19 protein-coding genes, 1 tRNA gene and 1 pseudogene are annotated in these 19,828 nt (G+C 69.2%); 10 read left to right on the top strand and 11 right to left on the bottom strand.

Going from position 1 to position 19,828, the window contains the following annotated elements; translation table 11 throughout:
- Positions 1-117 precede the first annotated feature (117 nt).
- The 3 genes from ACIRJT_RS29685 to ACIRJT_RS29695 form a co-directional block, all read right to left on the bottom strand.
- Complete coding sequence (locus tag ACIRJT_RS29685; protein ID WP_403915033.1) at positions 118-417, bottom strand: hypothetical protein; 300 nt, start codon at positions 415-417, stop codon at positions 118-120.
- Positions 418-1,333: 916 nt separating this feature from the next.
- Positions 1,334-1,822, bottom strand: a complete 489-nt coding sequence (locus tag ACIRJT_RS29690) for a DUF6650 family protein (RefSeq protein WP_403915036.1) — start codon at positions 1,820-1,822, stop codon at positions 1,334-1,336.
- Positions 1,823-1,929: 107 nt separating this feature from the next.
- Positions 1,930-2,409 (bottom strand): hypothetical protein, encoded by a 480-nt coding sequence (locus ACIRJT_RS29695; RefSeq protein WP_403915039.1) that lies wholly within the window; start codon positions 2,407-2,409, stop codon positions 1,930-1,932.
- Between the two features lie 860 nt (positions 2,410-3,269).
- Here ACIRJT_RS29695 and ACIRJT_RS29700 point away from each other — a divergent pair.
- Positions 3,270-4,064 (top strand): IS5 family transposase, encoded by a 795-nt coding sequence (locus tag ACIRJT_RS29700; RefSeq protein WP_403915294.1) that lies wholly within the window; start codon positions 3,270-3,272, stop codon positions 4,062-4,064.
- A gap of 319 nt (positions 4,065-4,383) precedes the next feature.
- On the top strand, positions 4,384-5,166 hold the full coding sequence (locus ACIRJT_RS29705; protein WP_403915042.1) for a hypothetical protein: 783 nt from the start codon (positions 4,384-4,386) through the stop codon (positions 5,164-5,166).
- Here the strand turns inward: ACIRJT_RS29705 and ACIRJT_RS29710 are convergent.
- On the bottom strand, positions 5,147-5,719 hold the full coding sequence (locus tag ACIRJT_RS29710) for a hypothetical protein (RefSeq protein WP_403915044.1): 573 nt from the start codon (positions 5,717-5,719) through the stop codon (positions 5,147-5,149). The two genes, ACIRJT_RS29705 and ACIRJT_RS29710, sit on opposite strands and share 20 nt — an antisense overlap.
- 220 nt (positions 5,720-5,939) lie before the next feature.
- On the opposite strand from ACIRJT_RS29710, the pseudogene ACIRJT_RS29715 reads away from it, so the two are divergent.
- A pseudogene (locus ACIRJT_RS29715) lies at positions 5,940-6,488 on the top strand (tyrosine-type recombinase/integrase); the annotation flags it as partial.
- 104 nt (positions 6,489-6,592) lie between these two features.
- Here ACIRJT_RS29715 and ACIRJT_RS29720 read toward each other — a convergent pair.
- From ACIRJT_RS29720 to ACIRJT_RS29730, 3 genes are all read right to left on the bottom strand, one after another.
- Positions 6,593-6,666 (bottom strand) — tRNA-Pro (locus tag ACIRJT_RS29720).
- 28 nt (positions 6,667-6,694) lie between these two features.
- Positions 6,695-7,465 carry a Pr6Pr family membrane protein gene (locus tag ACIRJT_RS29725; RefSeq protein ID WP_403915045.1) on the bottom strand — a complete coding sequence of 257 codons (771 nt, stop codon included), beginning with the start codon at positions 7,463-7,465 and terminating at the stop codon, positions 6,695-6,697.
- A gap of 140 nt (positions 7,466-7,605) precedes the next feature.
- On the bottom strand, positions 7,606-8,544 hold the full coding sequence (locus ACIRJT_RS29730; protein ID WP_403915048.1) for a metallophosphoesterase: 939 nt from the start codon (positions 8,542-8,544) through the stop codon (positions 7,606-7,608).
- A 98-nt stretch (positions 8,545-8,642) separates the two neighbouring features.
- Between ACIRJT_RS29730 and ACIRJT_RS29735 the strand changes: the two genes are divergently transcribed.
- Positions 8,643-9,107, top strand: coding sequence for a GatB/YqeY domain-containing protein (locus ACIRJT_RS29735; protein ID WP_403764616.1), 465 nt, complete (start codon positions 8,643-8,645; stop codon positions 9,105-9,107).
- Positions 9,108-9,336: 229 nt separating this feature from the next.
- Here the strand turns inward: ACIRJT_RS29735 and ACIRJT_RS29740 are convergent, their stop codons facing one another.
- A complete protein-coding gene (locus tag ACIRJT_RS29740; RefSeq protein ID WP_403915051.1) occupies positions 9,337-11,580 on the bottom strand; it encodes a transglycosylase domain-containing protein in 2,244 nt (747 codons plus the stop codon).
- Between the two features lie 639 nt (positions 11,581-12,219).
- On the opposite strand from ACIRJT_RS29740, the gene ACIRJT_RS29745 reads away from it, so the two are divergent.
- Complete coding sequence (locus ACIRJT_RS29745; RefSeq protein ID WP_006126397.1) at positions 12,220-12,570, top strand: WhiB family transcriptional regulator; 351 nt, start codon at positions 12,220-12,222, stop codon at positions 12,568-12,570.
- 52 nt (positions 12,571-12,622) lie between these two features.
- On the opposite strand, the gene ACIRJT_RS29750 is transcribed toward ACIRJT_RS29745, so the two are convergent.
- Positions 12,623-14,116 carry an ArsA family ATPase gene (locus tag ACIRJT_RS29750; RefSeq protein ID WP_403915054.1) on the bottom strand — a complete coding sequence of 498 codons (1,494 nt, stop codon included), beginning with the start codon at positions 14,114-14,116 and terminating at the stop codon, positions 12,623-12,625.
- Entirely contained in the window at positions 14,113-15,087 is a 975-nt protein-coding gene (locus tag ACIRJT_RS29755; protein WP_403915057.1) for an ArsA family ATPase, read from the bottom strand. The genes ACIRJT_RS29750 and ACIRJT_RS29755 overlap by 4 nt, the downstream gene beginning before the upstream one ends.
- 72 nt (positions 15,088-15,159) lie before the next feature.
- Here ACIRJT_RS29755 and ACIRJT_RS29760 point away from each other — a divergent pair, with 72 nt between their 5' ends.
- The 4 genes from ACIRJT_RS29760 (at position 15,160) to ACIRJT_RS29775 (ending at position 17,751) form a co-directional block, all read left to right on the top strand.
- Positions 15,160-15,318: a DUF4177 domain-containing protein gene (locus ACIRJT_RS29760; protein ID WP_017947820.1), complete on the top strand. Its 159-nt coding sequence runs from the start codon at positions 15,160-15,162 to the stop codon at positions 15,316-15,318.
- On the top strand, positions 15,318-15,788 hold the full coding sequence (locus ACIRJT_RS29765) for a RidA family protein (protein WP_007450324.1): 471 nt from the start codon (positions 15,318-15,320) through the stop codon (positions 15,786-15,788). Before ACIRJT_RS29760 ends, ACIRJT_RS29765 begins: the two co-directional genes overlap by 1 nt.
- A gap of 194 nt (positions 15,789-15,982) precedes the next feature.
- On the top strand, positions 15,983-16,918 hold the full coding sequence (locus ACIRJT_RS29770; protein ID WP_403915061.1) for an NUDIX hydrolase: 936 nt from the start codon (positions 15,983-15,985) through the stop codon (positions 16,916-16,918).
- Complete coding sequence (locus ACIRJT_RS29775; protein WP_403915064.1) at positions 16,915-17,751, top strand: MBL fold metallo-hydrolase; 837 nt, start codon at positions 16,915-16,917, stop codon at positions 17,749-17,751. The genes ACIRJT_RS29770 and ACIRJT_RS29775 overlap by 4 nt, the downstream gene beginning before the upstream one ends.
- Before the next feature lie 101 nt (positions 17,752-17,852).
- On the opposite strand, the gene ACIRJT_RS29780 is transcribed toward ACIRJT_RS29775, so the two are convergent.
- The gene (locus ACIRJT_RS29780; protein ID WP_003967450.1) at positions 17,853-18,527 is read right to left on the bottom strand and encodes a Crp/Fnr family transcriptional regulator; all 675 of its coding nucleotides are present in this window, start codon (positions 18,525-18,527) and stop codon (positions 17,853-17,855) included.
- Positions 18,528-18,897: 370 nt separating this feature from the next.
- On the opposite strand from ACIRJT_RS29780, the gene nth reads away from it, so the two are divergent.
- A complete protein-coding gene (nth, locus tag ACIRJT_RS29785) occupies positions 18,898-19,749 on the top strand; it encodes an endonuclease III (RefSeq protein ID WP_403915067.1) in 852 nt (283 codons plus the stop codon).
- The last annotated feature ends 79 nt before the right edge of the window (positions 19,750-19,828 follow it).

Consider the following 19,828-nt stretch of genomic DNA (forward strand, 5'->3'; position numbering starts at 1 on the left):
ATCCGGCCACTCCGCCCAGCGCCGGAGGAGAGTCGTCCGCCCCCTACCCGGCCTGCTCCGAGTCGGGCACGGACCGGCAAGAGCCGGCCTCTCCACCGGGAACACCCTTCGTACGGGTCAGCCCGGGAAACGGTCGTCGGGCGATGCCTGCTCCGGCACCACCCTTATCGCGAGTGCGATGCCGTCCGGCCGGATGGAACTCGCCCCCCGGTCGTCGATGGCATCCGGCTCAGGCCAGTCATTCCGCCGTTCGTACGCCCGTCGGCGGTACTCCTCCACCTTGCCCTTCGCGAGCAGGGCGTAGAGATCCGCGGCCACGCCGGAAAACGCCTCGACCCGCGTGCCGTTGATACGGAATACCTGGTCAGTGCCGGACGTACTGCTCCCCGGCGAAACAGGCTTTCGCGTCGTGGACACTGGCAGTCCCGGCGCAGGCGGTTTCGCTGAAGTGCTTGCGGCCCTGCTCGTCGATCAAATACCGGCCGACAGTCCCACCGCCGCCGGCCAGGGAGAGCTGTCCGGCGGCGTGCGCCCGGACGACGACGCGGCTGAACCAGGAGAACTCCTTCTCAGGGATCAGGAATGCGTTGTGCCGTTCCGCCTCCGTTCCTCGGGGAGGGGCACGGAGTCCACGTACGGCAGAGTCCGGCGGCCGATGGCCGTATCGGCTGAATCCGCACCGGACGATTCAGGCCATGGTGGCGCAGTCGCCCGACTCCGTGGCGACGGACGATCGCCCTTCCGAAGCAGGTCGTGGACGTGCTGGTCGAACACCTTCGGTTCCGGCCGGTGATCACACAGGGAGCGGAAGCTATGGACGAGATCTTTGCCGAGCGAGTAGGGCAGTCACGCCCAAGACGTGATCAAAGCCCTTTGGCCCCCTGTTTGGCCCCCAGGCACGACAGAGACCACAGGGGAACCTTCCCATGTGGTCTCTGACCAGCGTCGGGGTGGCGGGATTTGAACCCACGACCTCTTCGTCCCGAAGCAACTTGGAACGCTCACTATCCTCGGGCTGCTGCGGCCATCACCTGCACTGTTGGTCCGCTGACGTCCACGGTTGTTCGTGGTCGTGCGTCGCGGTTGTCACGCAGTTGGACACTCACCGTGTCGTGTGGGAGGAGCCGTGGTCGCAGCCCGCTCGAGGAAGTGCCCGGGCTTGGACTACCCACTCCGCGCATATGGGTGGGCATGTTCGCACTGGTCTACACCTCGCGCGACACCGCAACGACTCTGTGGGCCTTCGTGGGTGCCATTCTTGGCGTGTGGGCCGGCGCTTGGTACATCCGCCGCCGAGTCGGTTGAGAGTTCCCAGTTCCCTGGCCGATGGGTCCTATTCGTCGTCGGTGTCAGAGGCTGGAAGAATGCCTTCCAGATCTTCCGACAGCTCAAGCTTGTAGCGGGCAGCGATGACACCGAGCTGAATCCCAAAAACCGCGCGTAGTTCCCCCAGCGCTGCACCGAAAGTGGCGCTCTCGAAGCGGTTGGGAACGTCTCCCGAGTGGTTGGGGCCCGCAGAGTTCAGGAACCGTCGGCAAGCGGCTCGCATTGCCTTCAGGTTCTCTGCCAGTTCGTCCCCAGCGTCAGGTTCCATCAAGATCTGGGTCAACGTCTCCCTGATCTGCAGCACTGATGCGACACAGTGCCCTGGCTCCTCGACTGCGTGGATGACGGCACGGGGCATTGTGAGGACTCTGCGGTCCTCCAGGTAGACAACAACCTTCTCGGCCACGGCCCGCTGGGGAACCGGTAGGTCCCAGTCAACGCCGCCCAGCGGTGTGCTGAAGCCTTTGATTCGTCGCATGATCTCCAGAACCTTCACGCTCGGCATCCTAGAGGCCCGAGAGCGGCTGAGCCCGAAAAAGGTCGGGTGCCTCGAAGCAACAGCACGCGATCTAGCGCTGTGTTGCTGTCCTGCCGGGCTGCGTGTCATCGTGCCGTGATCGACGCGGCCGCTCCAAGGTCAAGGCGCATGACGGTGCGGAGCTTGGCCAGGGCAGCATCGAACCTCTCCTCCATCTCAAGATAGGCCGCGTCGTCGACCGAGGCACCTGCCACGAGCAGGTCTCGGGTGTCCCTCAGGACGATGAACGCTGAACGTGAGGCTTCCACGATCTCCGGTGGTGCGACGATGGCCAACTGGTGGCGGATCTCGTACGCACCAGGCGTCAGGAACACTTCACGGACTCTCCGCGTTCGCTCGGCCGCTGGGATGCCCTCCTGGGCGCACTCATTGAGCGCTGTGCGGATCTGTGAGAGCGCAGCGGTGTAGTCGGCATACAACTGCCGTCGCACATCGAGGTCCTGGCCGGCACGGTCCCTGCGCCACCTGGCCCGATCGGCCAACAAGGTGGAGACAACCACGATTGCCGCACCAAGTGCCGTACTGACCAGTGGTATCCACTCCATGACAGGAGGCTAGAACCTTCACCCGCCGACCGCCCGGCAGTTATGACTCACGGCTGCAGACCGTGCAGTTGCGGAGCTTGAGAAGGTGGAGCGCTGCCTTGTAAGCCTGGCGCTGATCATGGGACTGTCTTCGCTGGCCAACGGCCTTACCGGCAACACTGGCTTGGCAGCGCTTGCCGACACCGCTTCACCCCCAATGGCCGTGACTGACTGCTCGATCTGGCACGGTTCTGGCGCCCCGGCACCTGACTTTCTGCTCAGCCGACAGAGCGCAAGCCCGGTAGAGGCGGGGCGGTCGCTGGGATCGGCGTCAGCCCTATGAGCATCGCCACTGAAGTTACGCCTCGCACTTCAAGCCCTCCCGGTCCCAGGGCAGTTCAGTCTCGGGCTGCCGGAGTGCAGGCACTCATCGCTCGTCCGCCGAAGCGATAACGTCCACGTGCTCCTGGCCCGGATGGCGGACCGTAGAGACCGTGGGGTGCGCGTAGTCGAACGCAACTCGAACAAAATCACCACGATAGTCGTCCGGGATCTCGTTGCCCGCCACAATGAAATGCACCGCTCCAGGAGTCTCAGTCACACCGCGCCTAAGAAGCCGTATCTCAACCGGTCATGGAACGTGCGAGTCGAACGGGTTTCCCGCCGGGGTGATCTTGCGGCGGTAGGCGCATGAAGGCAGGGCCCCTTGGTAACTCGGAGGTGCGAACCGAACCGAGCAGTTCCAGGAGGCGCTGTTGTCGCAGCTCTACGCGCTCACGCCCGCATCGTTCAACTCGGCTGCCCAATCGTGTGATTGTCTCGCGCACGTGTACGGGAACGCGGCTGATCATCCTGATCGGGTGCGCCGGTACCCGTCGGATATGACGGACACGGAATGGGCGGCTGTGCGACCGCTGATGCCGGTGCCGGCCTGGCTGGAAGGCAGGGGCGGGCAACCCGAGGGCTACTGCCACCGCTCGATGCTCGATGCGATCCGCTACCTGGTCGCGGGCGGGATCTCCTGGCGTGCGATGCCCGCGGACTTCCCTGCCTGGGGCAGGGTCTATGCCTTCTTCCGCCGGTGGCGGGAGCACGGGCTGGTCGCAGAGTTCCACGACCGGCTGCGTGGACGGGTCCGTGAGCGCGAGGGTCGGCATGCGGAGCCTTCGGCCGGGATCATCGACGCGCAGTCGGTGCGGGCGTCCGCCTCGGTGCCGGCTTCCTCGAGCGGGTACGACGGCGGGAAGAAGGTACCGGGCCGCAAACGGCACATCGTGACCGACACACTCGGCCTGCTGCTGGCCGTCGCGGTGACGGCCGCGAACGTGGGCGACCGGGACGCGGCCGCGCCACTTCTGAGACGGCTGCGCACGCCGCATCGCGAAATCACTCTGGTCTGGGCTGACGGCGGTTACACCGGCGCCCTTGTCCACTGGTGCCGTCAGAAACTCGGCCTCGCCCTGGAGGTCGTCAAGCGCACAGACATCATGGAAGGCTTCGTAGTGCTGCCCCGCAGGTGGGTGGTGGAGCGCACGTTCTCATGGCTGATGCATTCGCGCCGCCTGGCCCGCGATGATGAAACCCTGACCGCCACCAGCGAGGCGATGATCCAGTGGTCGATGATCACGCGTATGAGCCGCCGCCTGGCCCGGCCACTGGCCCACGGCCGACGCTGAACATCCCCGACGCTTCCTGGACCAGCCAGTCAAATTCTCTGTGGGGCAGCAGAACCATGCGAAGGAATTACATGATGCCTAAAACGCCCGAGATGGGGAAAATGGACGCTCGAACGGACTGCTGGGCAAAATTTCCGGGACCGGCCTGTCCGCACCGAGTCCCTGGACGAGTGAGGGCGCTGTTCATGCCGGTTGCCAGCGGCGGGGCGGTTCGACGAGGTCGCGTCGCGGTCGGGTCCGAGCCGCACGCCAGGTGGGCGAGCACATCTCATGGCCCCTTACATGCAACCTCGGGCTTCCGCCGGGAGTCGTTTCAGTCATGTCCTCCTCCCAGATCGTCCGCGGCCGCGGGGCCACCGCCACCCTGCAGAAGTCAGCCGTCATCGTCGACCGCGACCAGGTACGCACCACCATTCCGTTTGAAGTCATTCAGGAGACACGAGTAGGCGGACGTCGCGCGCGTACGGTCGAGATCGTCCTGACCGACGGCATGACTCACGAACTCCGGGCGAACAACACCACCTCCGCAACAGCGTTCGCGGCTGCCGTCAACGCCGGCCTTCCGGTGGAACTCGATCCGCGCGGAAGCGGACTTGTCCGAACCAAGAGGTTGCGCGCGCCCGAAGCCCCGCCACTGTTCACCGACTGGCGCATACCAACTGCGGCCCTCTGCGGCGCAGTCGCCTACTGCGGATACCTGATATATCTCGGCGTCGCGCATTCATCCGAGCTCATCATCGGTGCGGTCGTCGGCCTCTTCCCCCTCATCCTGGGCTCGGTAGGCACTTTCATGTCAGTGAAGCACCTGTGCGACAGGGGCGTGCTGCGACGGAGAGGCGTGACGGTCGAGGCGGTCACCGCGCACAAACTGCATGGGAGATCGGAGTACCGATTCATCGACGGAGAGGGCAGTAAACGCACCTTCAAGAGTGCGCTCAACACGGGCATCCTCGAGGTGACTTACGACCCCAGGAACTCGAAGCGGATGGCTGCGAACATTCCGCTCCTGCTGGCGGTGCCGGTAACGGTCCTGAAACTGGCTGTCGCCTTGGGCCTGGTGGCAGTGGGCGTGGTCGCCGCCTTCAGCCCCGTGATTCCCTGACGCCCCGTGTGCTCGCACCCGGCCCCTGGGCAGTCCTTGCGCTCAGGGCCACGGACCGCCGGCCGGCACTGAATGCCCCCGGCGCCTCCAGGAGGAGCCACCCACGCTCCGCCAGGCGCCGGGCTTTCGACCGCAACCCCTCGACCTTCGCCGGCGTCGCTCCAAGGCCAAGCTCCACCGCGATCTCCTTGGCTCGAAGCGGCCCGTGACCCGTGGATCGCTGCTGTTCCAGCACGCCCAGAATCCGTTGATAGTCCGGCGCCAGAACCGTCACCGGCAGCCCTTCCCGCCAAGGCGGCACCGTCGAGCCCGGCACCGGCGCGAACGATAGCGCCGCCACCTCCTCCGCCTCGGTCGTCGTCATGGCAGTGGACTCCGCCGCAGAGACTGCCAGGGCCTCGGTCAGTTCCTCCCGCGCGATCACCCGACGGTCCAACTCAAGCTCTGCAGCCTCCAATACCTCAGCCAACCGCGCAACTTCCTCCCGCAAGCCCTCCACCCGCACGCGGGCAGCCGCCTCCCGCTCCTCCAGCATTCCCAGAACCGACGCCACCGCCGCACCCCTCGACCATGAAGCGGATACAAGACGCCGCATGCCTCCCTCAACCTGAGTGAAATCATGCCTGAACAGCAGAAATCAAGGGATCACGTTCGGTTGAGATACGGCTTCTAAGTCGTTGATAGATGGCCCTGCATTTCACACTTCCCGGGTCCAACGCCAACCTCGGACCATCAATGATTAGAGTTGACGGATACGGAACACCCAATTTCTCCGCAACCGGGAAGTGAGGGCCCTCACCTGGGACCACGTCTTCCTCAAGGGACGACCTGACCTGGTCCCGCCGCAGCCTCCGCACATCGCCGTGTGGCGGTCGGTCCGGCGGAGCGGCGACACCAAGACCCGCAAGTCCCGGCGCACGCTCGCCCTGCCGTCACGCTGTATCGATGCGCTCTGGCGGCGGTACGAGGATCAGGGCTGGGATCGGCTCGCCACCGGCGACGACTGGGAGGAACACGGGCTCGTCTTCTCCTCGGCGGTCGGTAAGCCGCTCGACGCCGCCAACGTCCGCCGCGCCTTCCGCCAGGCGCTCAAGGACGTCGACGGCCTCGACCCGGCCGAGTGGACGGCTGGGGAGCTCCGGCACAGCTTCGTGTCACTGTCACTGCTCTCCGGCCGTGGCGTCCCCCTGGAGGAAATCTCCCGGCTCGTGGGTCACTCGGGGACAGCCGTGACCGAGGAGGTCTACCGGAAGCAGATCAGGCCGGTGATCCAGACGGGCGCCGTCGTGATGGACGGCATCTTCGGCGCGGACCCATGGAAGGGGGTAGGCACTCAGGAAGCGACAGTCACGCACATAGACACGCACAAAGTCAGAGGGCCCAGTGCAACTTGCACACTGGGCCCTCTGACCTGCGATTTCAGCTGTCGGGGTGGCGGGATTTGAACCCACGACCTCTTCGTCCCGAACGAAGCGCGCTGCCAAGCTGCGCTACACCCCGATGCCCACCGGTCTCCCGGCGACATCGATTACTTTAGCCCACCGGCGGCCGGAGGCGAAATCCGGTTTCTTCCGTGCTCGAACCACCCCGCCACGTTCGGCCGGAGGTGGTCCACGGTGGTGATCAGGGCGCCCAGCGCGGCGAAGAGGAGGCCGAGGGCGAGGGCCTGGGTGAGGGCGCCGGCGTAGCCGTACGCGTCGACGTCGAGGAACCGGTACGGGTAGCGGGCCGGGGCGCCGGGGGAGAGCAGGGCGCCGCGGGCCAGGACGACGCCCAGGTAGGCCGCGGGGGCGGACAGCCAGAGCGGGATGTGGGCCAGGCGCAGGGTCCGGGGTGCGGTCAGCAGGAGCCAGTCCGCGGCGACGGCCAGGGGGGTCACCGTGTGGAGCAGGAGGCTCACGGTGGTGGACCAGCCGGTCTCCGTGTCCGGGCCGGTCCGGGGGGTGCTCAGCGGGGAGCCGCCGAAGTTCACCAGCACCAGGTGGTACATCAGCCCGGTCACCGCGGCGAGCAGGAGCACCCCGCCCCACAGCCTCGGCGACAGCGGTGGACCGCCCCGCCAGGAACGTACCGCCGACCACGCGAAAACACCCGCGACCAGGAAGTTCGCCAGCACCGTGAAGTGGATGAGCGTGGGTGGCGCGTAGCCGGTGGTCAGCGCGATGACCGGGCCCGCTGCCGCCGCCCCGCACGCGGTCGCGCGCAGCGCCGTGGCCCAGGGGCGGCGGGGCACGGCGGGGTCCGGGAGCACCTCTGCCGCCCGGGGGCCGGGGAGCAAGGTGGTCCGGGGCGCGGTCATGATTCGTACCGTAAGCGGGTGGGAAGACCGCCGCGATTCGTCCGCCCGCCGTGCGTGAGGGTGAGGCGTCCCGGGCCCGTCACGCGCTGTGAGCCCCTGTGCTCGCCCCGCCCCGCCGCCCCGCGTGCCCCGCCCCGGGCTCAGGCCTTCGGCGTCAGTGTCAGCAGGGTGACCTCGGGCGGGCAGGCGAAGCGGACCGGGGTGTAGCGGTTGGTGCCGCAGCCCGCGGAGACGTGGAGGTAGGCGCGCTTGTCGCCGACCGTGTGGCTGGACAGGCCCTTGACCCGGTCGGTGTCCAGGTCGCAGTTGGTGACCAGTGCCCCGTAGAACGGGATGCACAGCTGGCCGCCGTGCGTGTGGCCCGCCAGGATCAAGGGGTAGCCGTCGGCCGTGAAGGCGTCCAGGGAGCGGAGGTACGGGGCGTGGACCACGCCGATGGAGAGGTCGGCACCTGTCTCCGGGCCGCCCTGGACCTCGGCGTAACGGTCCCGCTTGATGTGCGGGTCGTCCAGGCCGGTGAACGCCAGCTCCATGCCGTCGAGCTTGAGCCGGCCCCGGGTGTTCGACAGGTTCAGCCAGCCCGCCTCGTCGAAGGCGTCGCGCATCGGCTCCCACGGGTTGTGGACGACGTCGACCGCGGGGGCGTTGCCGTTGAGGCCGTGCTTGCCCCGGGCCTTCTCCAGGAGGTAGCGGGCCGGGTTGCGGAGCTTGGGGCCGTAGTAGTCGTTGGAGCCGAAGACGTACACCCCCGGGAACTCCATCAGCGGGCCGAGCGCGTCGAGCACCTCGGGCACGGCCTCCGGGTCGGAGAGGTTGTCGCCGGTGTTCACGACGAAGTCGGGGCGCAGGCCGGCGAGCGACTGGAGCCAGGCGCGCTTCTTGCCCTGACCGCTCACCATGTGGATGTCGGAGACCTGGAGCACGCGCAACGGGCTTGCCCCGTGCGGGAGTACGGGAACGGTGACCCGCCGCAGGCGGAACGAGCGGGCCTCGAACCCGGCGGCGTAGGCGAGGCCGGCGGCGCCGACCGCCGCGCCGACTGCCGTGACTTTCAGGGGTACTCCATAGCGTGCGCGCATGCGCCCATCGTCGCAGAAGCGGAACCCTGAGCGGAAAACCGGTGGGCGGCCGGAAAACCGGAGGGCGGCCCCGGCCCCGTACCTGTCACAATCGCGGCATGACCACGCTCAAGTCCAAGCTCAAGGAAGACCTCCACACGGCCATGAAGGCGCGTGACGAGCTGACCTCGTCCACGCTCCGGCTCACCCTCACCGCGATCACCAAGGAAGAGGTCAGCGGCACGTCGGCGCGCGAGCTCTCCGACGACGAGGTGCAGAAGGTGATCGCCAAGGAGGCGAAGAAGCGCCGTGAGGCGGCCGAGGCCTTCGCCCAGGGCGGCCGGACCGAGCAGGCCGAGCGGGAGAAGGCGGAGGGCGAGCTGCTCGACGGCTACCTGCCCAAGCAGCTCTCCGACGACGAGCTGAACGCGATCGTGGCGTCCGCCGTCGAGGAGGCGAAGGCCGCCGGGGCCGAGGGGCCGCGGGCGATGGGCGCCGTCATGAAGATCGTCAACCCGAAGGTCGCCGGGCTCGCCGAGGGCGGCCGGGTCGCCGCCGCGGTGAAGAAGCTCCTCGCCGGCTGAGGCACGCAGAGCTGACGGAGCAGCCGGAGCAGCCGGAGAAGCCGGAGTAGCCGGAGTAGCCGGAGAAGCCGGAGTAGCCGGAGTAGCCGGAGAAGACGCGGAAAGACGGAGAACGCGAAGAAAAGGGTGGGCGCCCCGGTCCAGGACCGGGGCGCCCACCCTTTTCCGCTGTCTGTACGGGTGCAGGATGCAGGTGTACGGACGGCAGGTGTACGGATACGGATACGGGTCAGGGGCCGTTCTGGCCTCGCCCGCCGTCACCACCCGGTCCGCCGATCACGCCCTCCGGGAGTTCGATGCCCGGGAACCGGTTGCCGTCGTCGCCGGGCTTGGCGTCGCGGTCCTCGTCGCCGCGGTCGCGGTCCCGGTCGCCCTTCTCCTCGTCCTTGTCCTTCTTCTCCTTGCCCCGGGGGACGGCGACCGGGTTGAACCCGGGAGTCTCCGCCGCGTCCAGGGCTCCGGTCATCGCGATGCGCCAGATCGGACCGGGCAGGCAGCCACCGCAGACCTTGTCGTAGTACTGGCCGCCGATGGTGACACCGAACATCGAGCTCTTCTCGCCGACGTCGTCACCGACCCACACCGCGGTGGACAGGTTCGGCGTGTACCCGACGAACCAGGCGTCCTTGCGGTCGTTGGTCGTACCGGTCTTGCCCGCGTTGTCCCGGTCGTTGAGTCCGGCCTGCGTACCGGTGCCGTCCTCCACGACGCCCTTGAGCATCTGGTTGATCGTGTCCGCGGTCTTCTCGCTCATCGCCCGCGAGCAGGACGTCTTCGGTACGGGGATCTTCTTGCCCTGCGGGTCCTTGATGGACTCGATGGCGATCGGCGTGCAGTAGGTGCCCCGGTTGGCGAACGCGGCGTAGGCACCGGCCATGGAGAGCGGGGTGCTCACCTCACTGCCGAGGGTGATCGACGGGTTCTCGACGACCTTCTTGCCGTCGCCGCGCTCGTAACCGACCTTCTTGGCCATCTCCACGGTCTCGCAGAGGCCGGCCTTCTGCTCCAGCAGTGCGAAGTAGGTGTTGATGGACTTGCCGAGCGCGCTCGTCATGTCCCAGGTGCCCTTTTCGGACTCCAGCTCGTTCTGCAGGGCCCAGTCCGCGTAACCGGCCGGGGAGCCCGTGCAGTTCCGGAAGTCCCGCTCCTTGAGCGTCATCTTCCAGTCCGTCGAGAACGTCGTCGCGGGGCTGATGCCCTTCTCCAGCGCTGCTGCCGCGGTGAACGGCTTGAACGTCGAGCCGGTCTGGAAGCCGTACGTGCTGCCGCCCATCTTGTTGCTGACGGCGAGGTTGAGCACGGTCTCGTTCTGCTTCTGGTCCAGGCCGTACGGGCGGGACTGGCCCATGGAGAGGATCTTGCCGCTGCCCGGCTGGACCTGCACCACGGACGCCGCGAACTTGTCGTCCTTGTTGACCTTCGCGGTGGCGGCCTCGTTGGCGGCCTTCTGGGCGCGCGGGTCCAGCGTGGTCCGGATGGTCAGACCGCCGAGGTTCCAGAGCTTGGCCCGGTCCTCGTCGGTCTTGCCGAAGGCGGGGTCGGTGAGGATCGTCTTGCGGACGTAGTCGCAGAAGAAGCCGGAACCGCTGACGGCGGTGATGCAGCCGTTCTTCGGCCGGGAGACCTTCAGCTTGATGGGCGTCTCCATGGCCTTGTCGGCCTCGGCCTGCGAGATGCTCTTGACCGCGGCCATCCGTGCCAGCACGGTGTTGCGGCGCTTGGTCGCCTCCTCCGTGTCGTTGACCGGGTCGTAGCGGCTCGGCGACTGGACGATGCCGGCGAGCAGCGCGGCCTCCTCCACCTTGAGGTCCATGGCGCGCTTGGAGAAGTAGCGCTGGGAGGCGGCCTCGACGCCGTACGCCTGCTGTCCGAAGAACGTGATGTTGAGGTAGTTCTCCAGGATCTTCTTCTTGCCGAGCTCCTCCTCGACCTGGATCGCGTACTTCAGCTCGCGGACCTTGCGGCCGAGCGTCTGCTGCGTGGCCTGGGCGACCTTCTCCGGGTCGTCGCCCGCCTCCTCGACGAAGACGTTCTTCACGTACTGCTGGGTGAGGGTCGACGCGCCCTGCGCGGCCCCGCCCGCCTGCACGTTGCGGTTCATCGCGCGGAGGATGCCCTTGAGGTCGACCGCGCCGTGCTCGTAGAAGCGGGAGTCCTCGATCGCGATGATCGCGGCCTGCATGTGCGGCGAGATGTCCTTGAGCGGGACGACCGTGCGGTCGCGGGAGTACACCGTGGCGATGGTGGCGCCGTCGCGGTCCTGGATCGTGGTCCGCTGGCTGAGCGGTGGAGTCTTGAGGTTGGAGGGGATCTCGTCGAATCCCTCGACCGTCCCCTTGGCGGCGAGCCCCAGCGCTCCGGCTGCGGGCAGCGCGATGCCTGCCAGGACAGCTCCGGAGAGCGCGGCGACACCGAGGAACTTGGCGGCCTGCTGGGTCGTGGTGAGACCCCCGCCCGAGCGCTTCTTTGGCATAGGGGGCAGCCTAATCCGTCGTGATGAAGGTGTCGCAGGAGCAGGGTCTCTCGGAGCGTTCAGGTACCGGACCGTGACATCCGGGCGGGCCGACCGCCTGTCCGGCGCCTGTTCGGACGCCTGCCGGACGCGCGCCGGGCGGACCGGCCTCGGCCCTGCGGCGAGCGTGTGCCGGGCATCGCGGCACAGGGGCGCGAGCGCGAGGCGCCTGCGTTCTCATTCGCCGGACAGACGGACAGGCCTTGGCCTAAGCTGCTCTCAACTGTCACAGCAGACCGGTTCCGTATCAAGCCCCCTGCCATCCCATGCGCATCTTCTGGTCATTCTTTGCCCGGTGGATGAGCAACCGCATTGTCCTTCACGTAGCCATCGAGGCGCTCCCGAAATCGCCGCGTATGTCGCGAGAAGTCCCTTGCAACTTGAGTGCACTGTCCCCTTTTCGCGGAGATAGTCCCGCATGTCCTCGGCTCACTCCCCTGGGTGATCTGCCGGATACGCATAGTCCGTTCGGACCATTCAAGATTGGGCCCGAAGGGGGTGTTGTGCTGTCCCCACCTTCCGTAACGTCCTCAACTGGCAGCGGTGAATATGCCGCTACCGCCGTGGGGGAGCCTCGATTCGGGAGAGGACGGCGCCGGCATGGGCTGGGTAACCGACTGGAGTGCGCAGGCAGCCTGCCGCACTACCGATCCGGATGAATTGTTCGTACAAGGGGCAGCGCAGAACAGGGCCAAGGCGGTGTGCACCGGATGTCCGGTGCGGACCGAGTGCCTGGCCGATGCGCTCGACAATCGCGTCGAATTCGGCGTGTGGGGTGGAATGACGGAGCGGGAGCGCCGCGCACTGCTGCGGCGTCGGCCGACCGTCACGTCCTGGCGCCGACTGCTGGAGACCGCGCGCAGCGAATACGAGCGGTCCACCGGCATTCTGCCCGGAGTCATCGGGCTGGAGGACGAGGAACTGCACGAGACGTACGCGGCCGTCGGGTAGGCGTCGGCGCCGCTGAGTCGGCCCGTGCGTCATCACGCCCGGCGGGTGGTGGCTACGCCGCTCCGGCAGGGGTCGGAGTGGAACCGTCCGCCAGGCGGTCGCCGATGGCCCGCAGTCCGTTCAGGTCGTGTACGTCGCCGGGCAGCGCTGCCACGGCCGTCACCGGCACCTCGGGGTGCAGGTCGGTGAAGCGGTCGCGGGTGCGGTGCTCGCGGGCGACGACCTGCATGCGCTCGGCGTGCAGGCGCAGCAGACCCGCCGTCAGTTCCTCGACGCCCACGGCCTCGACGCGCACGGCGTCGTCGGCGTTCCCGCCGACAGAGCCGACAGAGCCGACCGAGTCCGCGGGGCTCGTCGCGTCGTCAGGGGTGGTCGCGGATGTCGCGATGTTCTGGTGGGGCGGCTCGTTCTCCGTCGTGTCCTGGTGCTCGGCTGCGGGCTCGGGGCCGGACGCCTGCCCGGCCTCGGGGGAGAGGGGCGGCTCGGTCGGTCCGGAAGCGGTGACCGCCGGGTCGGGGGCTTCCCGGTCACCAAAGCCAGCTTTCCCGGCCCTCTGATCCACAATGCGGGAGTCGTCAAGATTTTCCGTGCGGGTGTCGTCAAGGTTTTCCGCGGCGGCCAGTGCCTGCTCGGCGGAGAGCCGCGAAGCCTCGCTGCCGTGCACGCGGTTGAGGACCAGACCGGCCAGCGGCATCTTCTCGGCGGCCAGCCGCTCCACGAAGTAGGCGGCCTCGCGCAGCGCGTCCTGCTCCGGCGTCGCCACCACGAGAAAGGCCGTGCCGGGTGCCTGGAGCAGCTTGTACGTGGCGTCCGCGCGGCTGCGGAAGCCGCCGAACATGGTGTCCATCGCCGCGACGAAGGTCTGCACGTCCCGCAGGAACTGCCCCCCGAGCAGCTTGCCCAGCGTTCCGCTCATCATCGACATGCCGACATTGAGGAACTTCATCCCGGCCCGGCCGCCCACCTTCGCGGGCGCCATCAGCAACCGGATGAACTTCCCGTCGAGGAACGACCCGAGCCGCTTCGGAGCGTCCAGGAAGTCCAGCGCGGAGCGCGAGGGAGGAGTGTCGACGATGATCAGGTCCCACTCGTCGCGCGCCCGCAACTGCCCGAGCTTCTCCATCGCCATGTACTCCTGCGTACCGGCGAACCCGGCCGACAGGGACTGGTAGAAGGGGTTCTCCAGGATCGCCCTGGCCCGCTCGGCGTCCGCGTGCGCCTCGACGGTCTCGTCGAAGGTCCGCTTCATGTCCAGCATCATGGCGTGCAGTTCGCCCTGGCCATCGATGCCGTCGACCCGCCTCGGCACGTTGTCCAGCCGGTCGATGCCCATGGACTGGGCGAGCCGGCGGGCCGGGTCGATGGTGAGGACGACGACCTTCCGGCCGCGCTCGGCGGCCCGTACGCCGAGGGCGGCGGCGGTCGTGGTCTTGCCGACCCCGCCGGAGCCGCAGCACACGACGATGCGGATGCCCGGGTCGTCCAGCAGCGCGTCCGTGTCCAGCCCCGCCACGGACGGGTCCCCACCGGCTGTGTCCGCCGTCATGCTTCTCCCTCTTCCCCCGCGCCCTGCTTACGGAGCTCCGTGGCCAGGTCGTGCAGCGCGGCGAGGTCCACCCCGTCGCCGATCAGCGGCAGCTCCGCCGTCGGCAGGCCAAGGCCGGCCAGCACCGCGCGCTGCTCCCGCTCCAGGCCGACCCGCTCGGCGTGTTCGGCCGCCTGCTCGACCAGAGGCCGCACGAGCGCCGCGGAACCGGTCACTCCGGCCCGGGTCAGCGCCTTGGCGATCTCCTTGCGTCGGCCGCCCGCGGCGGTGCGCAGGGCGTCCTCGTCGAGCAGGTGCGGGCGGACCATGTTCACGAACACGCTGCCCACGGGCAGTTCGGCGGCGCGCAGCTCGGCGATGCCGTCCGCGGTCTCCTGGACCGGCATCTCCTCCAGGAGGGTCACCAGGTGGACCGCGGTCTGCGGGGACTTCAGGACCCGCATCACGGCCTGGGCCTGGTTGTGTATGGGGCCGATCCTGGCCAGCCCGGCGACCTCGTCGTTGACGTTCAGGAAGCGGGTGATCCGGCCGGTCGGCGGGGCGTCCATGATCACGTGGTCGTAGACGAACCGGCCCTGCTTGTCCTTGCGGCGTACGGCTTCGCACGCCTTGCCGGTCAGCAGGACGTCCCGGACGCCGGGCGCGATGGTGGTGGCGAAGTCGATCGCGCCGAGCTTCTTGAGCGCCCGGCCGGCGCTGCCGAGCTTGTAGAACATCTGGAGGTAGTCGAGGAGTGCGCGTTCGGCGTCGATCGCCAGCGCGTACACCTCGCCACCGCCCGGCGCGACGGCGATCTTGCGCTCCTCGTAGGGGAGCGCGTCGGAACCGAAGAGCTGGGCGATGCCCTGCCTGCCCTCGACCTCGACGAGGAGGGCGCGCCTGCCCTCGGTCGCGAGGGCGAGCGCGAGGGCGGCGGCGACCGTGGTCTTACCGGTGCCGCCCTTGCCGCTGACGACCTGGAACCTGCTCACGTATTCGAGCCTAACCAGTCCTGCCCCGGCCTACGCACGGGACCGTACGTGCCAGGCGTTACAGTCGGGCCCATGACCAAGTGGGAATACGCGACCGTGCCGCTTCTCGTGCACGCGACCAAGCAGATTCTGGACACCTGGGGCGAGGACGGCTGGGAGCTGGTCCAGGTCGTTCCCGGCCCGAACAACCCCGAGCAGCTCGTGGCCTACCTGAAGCGGGAGAAGTCGTAGTGGCGGGCGCCGTCGAGGCGCGGCTCGCCGAGCTCGGCCTGACCCTGCCCGCCGTCGTACCGCCGCTGGCCTCGTACCAGCCGGCCGTGCGGTCCGGGGTGTACGTGTACACCTCGGGCCAGCTGCCGATGGTGGACGGCAAGCTCGCCGTCACCGGCAAGGTCGGCGCCGAGGTGACGCCGGACGAGGCGAAGGAGCTCGCGAAGACCTGCGCGCTCAACGCCCTGGCCGCCGTGAAGTCGGTCGCCGGTGATCTGGACCGGATCAAGCGCGTCGTGAAGGTCGTGGGCTTCGTCGCCTCGGCCTCCGACTTCACCGGCCAGCCCGCCGTGATCAACGGCGCCAGCGAGCTGCTGGGCGCGGTCCTCGGTGACAAGGGCGTGCACGCCCGCAGCGCCGTGGGCGTCGCCGTGCTGCCGCTGGACGCACCGGTCGAGGTCGAGGTCCAGGTGGAGCTCGACGACGCCTGAGAGTCCTCTCTCGCTCCGCCTTGCGATCCCGTCCGGTCACGGCGACCGGGCGGGATCGTCCGTGTACGGGGCACGGCCGGCGTGTACGGGGCATGGCGGGGCGGATACGGGGCGTGTCGGGTCGGCGCGACGATCAGGGAGCCGGGAGCCGGGAGCCCCTCGAACATCGGCGCGGTTCCGGATAGCCTCCGGCCATGTCCCAAGGTCAGTGGTACCCCCCGGAATGGCCCGACCGGATCCGGGCCCTCGCTGCCGGTGAGCTGACGGCCGTGACACCCCGGCGGGCCGCCACCGTGATGCTGCTCCGCGATCCGGGCGGGACCGGGGCGGGCGGGACGGGCGGCGATCCGGGCGGGACCGGCGGCGCGCCCGGTGGCCCTGTCGTGCACATGCTGCGCCGCCGGACCTCCATGGCGTTCGCCGGAGGCGCGTACGCCTATCCGGGTGGCGGAGTGGATCCGCGCGACGACGACCGGCTGATCGGGTGGGCCGGTCCCCCGTTGGAGCACTGGGCAGCCCGTCTCGGCGTGGCGACGGTCACCGAGGCGCAGGCCGTCGTCTGCGCGGCGGTGCGCGAGATGTTCGAGGAGGCGGGCGTTCTCCTCGCAGGGCCGACCGCCCACGCCGTGGTCGGCGACACGACCGGGGACGACTGGGAGGCCGACCGGGAGGCGCTGGTCGCCCGGGAGCTGTCCTTCGCGGAGTTCCTGGACCGGCGCGGCCTGGTGCTGCGCTCGGACCTGCTGGGCGCCTGGGCGCGCTGGATCACGCCGGAGTTCGAACCGCGCCGGTACGACACCTGGTTCTTCGTCGCCGCGCTCCCCGAGGGGCAGCGCACCCGGGACGTCTCCACCGAGGCGGACCGCACGGTGTGGATCGCCCCCGCCGAGGCGGCCCGCCGCTACGACCGGGGCGAGCTGCTGATGATGCCGCCCACCGTGACCACACTGCGGGCCCTCGCGCCGTACAGGACGGCCGCCGAGGCGCTCGGGGCGGCCGACGGGCAGGACATGGCCCCGGTCCTCGCGCAGGCCCGCCTGGAGGGCGGCGAGCTGGTGCTGAGCTGGCCGGGGCACGACGAGTTCACCAAGCACGTGCCCGCGACGGGCCCGGGAGGCGGTCGAGCGTGAGCGACGCGGCGGCCCTGCCCGGACAGCCGCGCGGAACCGTGGCCTCCGGCCCCGCGACCGCCCGTGCGGTCAACATCCTCGCGCCCAACCCGTCCGCGATGACGCTCGACGGGACGAACACCTGGATCGTGGCCGAGCCCGACTCCGATCTCGCGGTCGTCATCGATCCCGGGCCGCTCGACGACGTACACCTGCGGGCCGTGATCGAGGCGGTGGAGCGGTCCGGGCGGCGCGTGGGACTCACGCTGCTCACCCACGGCCACCCCGACCACGCGGAGGGCGCGGGCCGGTTCGCGGAGTTGACGCGGACGAAGGTGCGGGCCCTGGACGCGGCGCTGCGGCTGGGCGACGAGGGCCTCGCGGCGGGCGACGTGATCACGACCGGCGGCCTGGAGCTGCGGGTGGTGCCGACGCCGGGGCACACCGCGGACTCGCTTTCGTTCCATCTGCCCGCCGACCGGGCGGTGCTGACGGGCGACACGATCCTCGGCCGCGGCACGACGGTGGTCGCGCACCCGGACGGGCGGCTCGGCGACTACCTGGACTCGCTCAGGCGGCTGCGGTCGCTGACGGTCGACGACGGCGTCCACACGGTGCTGCCGGGCCACGGCCCGGTGCTGGAGGACGCGCAGGGGGCGGTGGAGTTCTACCTGGCCCACCGCGCGCACCGCCTCGCCCAGGTGGAGACGGCGGTGGAGGCCGGGCACCGTACGCCGTCGGAGGTGGTGGCGAAGGTGTACGCCGACGTGGACCGCTCCCTGTGGCCGGCCGCCGAGCTGTCGGTGCGGGCGCAACTGGAGTACCTGACCGAGCACGGACTGATCCAGAGCTGATCCGGCCCACGCGCGGCGAAGGGCCCCGCCGACCGACGTACCGGAGTGCGCAATCCGGTGCGTGCCCCGGTCGGCGGGGCCCTTCGCGTACGGGATCGGGGTCAGCGCGAACGCTTCGCCAGCCGCTCCACGTCCAGCAGGATGACCGCACGGGCCTCCAGGCGCAGCCAGCCGCGTCCCGCGAAGTCCGCGAGCGCCTTGTTGACCGTCTCGCGGGAGGCGCCGACCAGCTGGGCCAGCTCCTCCTGGGTGAGGTCGTGCACGACGTGGATGCCTTCCTCGGACTGGACGCCGAAGCGGCGCGACAGGTCCAGGAGGGCGCGGGCGACACGGCCCGGGACGTCGGAGAAGACCAGGTCGGACATCTGGTCGTTGGTCTTGCGCAGCCGCCGGGCGACCGCGCGCAGCAGCGCGGTCGCCACCTCGGGCCGGGCGTTCAGCCAGGGCTGCAGGTCGCCGTGGCCGAGGCCGAGGAGCTTGACCTCGGTCAGCGCGGAGGCGGTCGCCGTACGCGGGCCCGGGTCGAAGAGCGACAGCTCCCCGATCAGCTCGCCGGGGCCGAGCACGGCCAGCATGTTCTCGCGCCCGTCGGGTGAGGTGCGGTGGAGCTTCACCTTGCCCTCGGTGACCACGTACAGGCGGTCACCCTGGTCGCCCTCGTGGAACAGCGCGTCTCCGCGCGCGAGGGTCACCTCACTCATCGAGGCGCGGAGCTCCGCGGCCTGCTCATCATCGAGCGCCGCGAAAAGCGGGGCGCGCCGCAGAACGTCGTCCACGAGTTCTCTCCTTGTCGGCCTGTTCAGGGAACCGTGGTCCCCATCATGCCGGACGGTAAAACAGTGCGATCAATCACAAACCAGTTTGACGCACGGGAGTGCCGGACCCTACGGCAGGGGGCCGATCGGGGGCGGATGCGCCGTGACGGCGGTGGTTGTCGGTGCCTGGCTCTAGGCTGGCCGGGTGTCCAGAACGCCGGGGAGAGCGCAGGCCAAGGGGGCTGACGGGGTGCCGAAGGGCGGCGATTCCGCTGTGGGCGAACAGCCCCGGCCGCGCCCGAAGAATGCCGCGAATGGCTCCCCCGGAGGGGCGCACGGCTCCCCCGGAGAGCCGGGGAAGCCGCTCCGGGAGTCGGCCAGGAGGTCCGCAGTGTCATCGTCAAAGCCCGCAAAACCGGCGAAACCCGGCAAAACCGCTAAGGCGCCCGAGACGCCCAAGGCGCCCAAGACACCCAAGGCGGAGTCGCACCTCGCGATGGTCCGCCGGGCGCGCCGGATCAACCGCGAGCTCGCCGAGGTCTATCCGTACGCCCATCCCGAGCTGGACTTCCGAAACCCGTTCGAGCTCCTCGTCGCCACGGTCCTCTCCGCCCAGACCACGGACCTGAGGGTCAACCAGACCACCCCCGCGCTCTTCGCCGCCTACCCCACACCCGAGGACATGGCGGCGGCCGTGCCGGAGGAGATGGAGGAGATCATCCGGCCGACCGGGTTCTTCCGGGCGAAGACCAAGTCGCTGCTGGGCCTCTCGGCCGCCCTCCGGGACGAGTTCGGCGGCGAGGTCCCCGGACGCCTGGAGGACCTGGTGAAGCTCCCCGGCGTCGGCCGCAAGACCGCCAACGTGGTCCTGGGCAATGCCTTCGGCGTCCCCGGCATCACCGTCGACACGCACTTCGGGCGCCTCGTGCGGCGCTGGAAGTGGACCGACGAGGAGGACCCGGTGAAGGTCGAGGCGGTCGTCGCCGGGATCTTCCCCAAGAGCGAGTGGACGATGCTCTCGCACCGGGTGGTGTTCCACGGGCGCCGGATCTGCCACGCCCGCAAGCCCGCCTGCGGGGCCTGCCCCATCGCCCCGCTCTGTCCTTCGTACGGGGAGGGCGAGACCGATCCGGAGAAGGCCGGGAAGCTCCTGAAGTACGAGATGGGCGGCTACCCGGGCCAGCGGCTCAGCCCGCCCGCCGACTACCCGGGAAAACCCGCGCCCGCGCTCGGGGCGGAGTGAGCGTCACGCCCTCGCCTCCACCTTCACTCCTCAGGACGGAACGGCTCGGAACGAAATGGCCGATGACAGGCGTTGTGAA

Source organism: Streptomyces sp. NPDC102283, from assembly GCF_044766265.1.
In the GTDB taxonomy this organism is placed as follows: Bacteria; Actinomycetota; Actinomycetes; order Streptomycetales; family Streptomycetaceae; genus Streptomyces.

Bases quoted from the DNA above. Each gene is read 5' to 3' on its own strand.
- ACIRJT_RS29740 (WP_403915051.1), bottom strand. From the start codon at position 11,580: ATGCCAAAGAAGCGCTCGGGCGGGGGTCTCACCACGACCCAGCAGGCC.
- ACIRJT_RS29770 (WP_403915061.1), top strand. From the start codon at position 15,983: ATGTCCCAAGGTCAGTGGTACCCCCCGGAATGGCCCGACCGGATCCGG.
- ACIRJT_RS29760 (WP_017947820.1), top strand. From the start codon at position 15,160: ATGACCAAGTGGGAATACGCGACCGTGCCGCTTCTCGTGCACGCGACC.
- ACIRJT_RS29725 (WP_403915045.1), bottom strand. From the start codon at position 7,465: ATGACCGCGCCCCGGACCACCTTGCTCCCCGGCCCCCGGGCGGCAGAG.
- ACIRJT_RS29705 (WP_403915042.1), top strand. From the start codon at position 4,384: ATGTCCTCCTCCCAGATCGTCCGCGGCCGCGGGGCCACCGCCACCCTG.
- ACIRJT_RS29700 (WP_403915294.1), top strand. From the start codon at position 3,270: ATGACGGACACGGAATGGGCGGCTGTGCGACCGCTGATGCCGGTGCCG.
- ACIRJT_RS29730 (WP_403915048.1), bottom strand. From the start codon at position 8,544: ATGCGCGCACGCTATGGAGTACCCCTGAAAGTCACGGCAGTCGGCGCG.
- ACIRJT_RS29695 (WP_403915039.1), bottom strand. From the start codon at position 2,409: ATGGAGTGGATACCACTGGTCAGTACGGCACTTGGTGCGGCAATCGTG.
- ACIRJT_RS29745 (WP_006126397.1), top strand. From the start codon at position 12,220: ATGGGCTGGGTAACCGACTGGAGTGCGCAGGCAGCCTGCCGCACTACC.
- ACIRJT_RS29735 (WP_403764616.1), top strand. From the start codon at position 8,643: ATGACCACGCTCAAGTCCAAGCTCAAGGAAGACCTCCACACGGCCATG.
- ACIRJT_RS29750 (WP_403915054.1), bottom strand. From the start codon at position 14,116: ATGACGGCGGACACAGCCGGTGGGGACCCGTCCGTGGCGGGGCTGGAC.